Source organism: Citrobacter sp. TBCS-14, from assembly GCF_005280805.1.
Taxonomy (GTDB): domain Bacteria; phylum Pseudomonadota; class Gammaproteobacteria; order Enterobacterales; family Enterobacteriaceae; genus Citrobacter; species Citrobacter gillenii.
Genome location: NZ_SZWM01001330.1, coordinates 323 through 619, shown reverse-complemented (window position 1 = coordinate 619; position 297 = coordinate 323). Strand labels below are relative to the sequence as shown.

The following is a 297-nucleotide window of genomic DNA, read 5'->3' as shown; positions in this document are numbered from 1 at the left end:
CCTGCATTACCAGCCGATCATCGATATCAAGAATGGTCAATGTGTGGGGGCCGAGGCGCTGATGCGTTGGCCAGGTTGCAAAGGCGAGGTCATGAGCCCGACGGAATTTATTCCGCTGGCTGAAAAAGAAGGCATGATTGAAAGTATCACGGATTACGTGGTCGAAGAAGTGTTCAATGATTTAGGGTATTTTCTTTCAGCGCATCCCCAGATTTATATCTCAATTAACCTCTCAGCTTCTGATTTCCATTCATCCCGACTGATTGCCCTGATCGCTGAGAAAGCGCGTGATTACTC

At 47.8% G+C, this 297-nt stretch carries 1 protein-coding gene; it reads left to right on the top strand.

What is annotated here, in order from left to right:
• The coding region (locus FDX22_RS32385) for an EAL domain-containing protein (RefSeq protein WP_255433101.1) at nt 1–297 on the top strand (297 nt) is incomplete at both ends.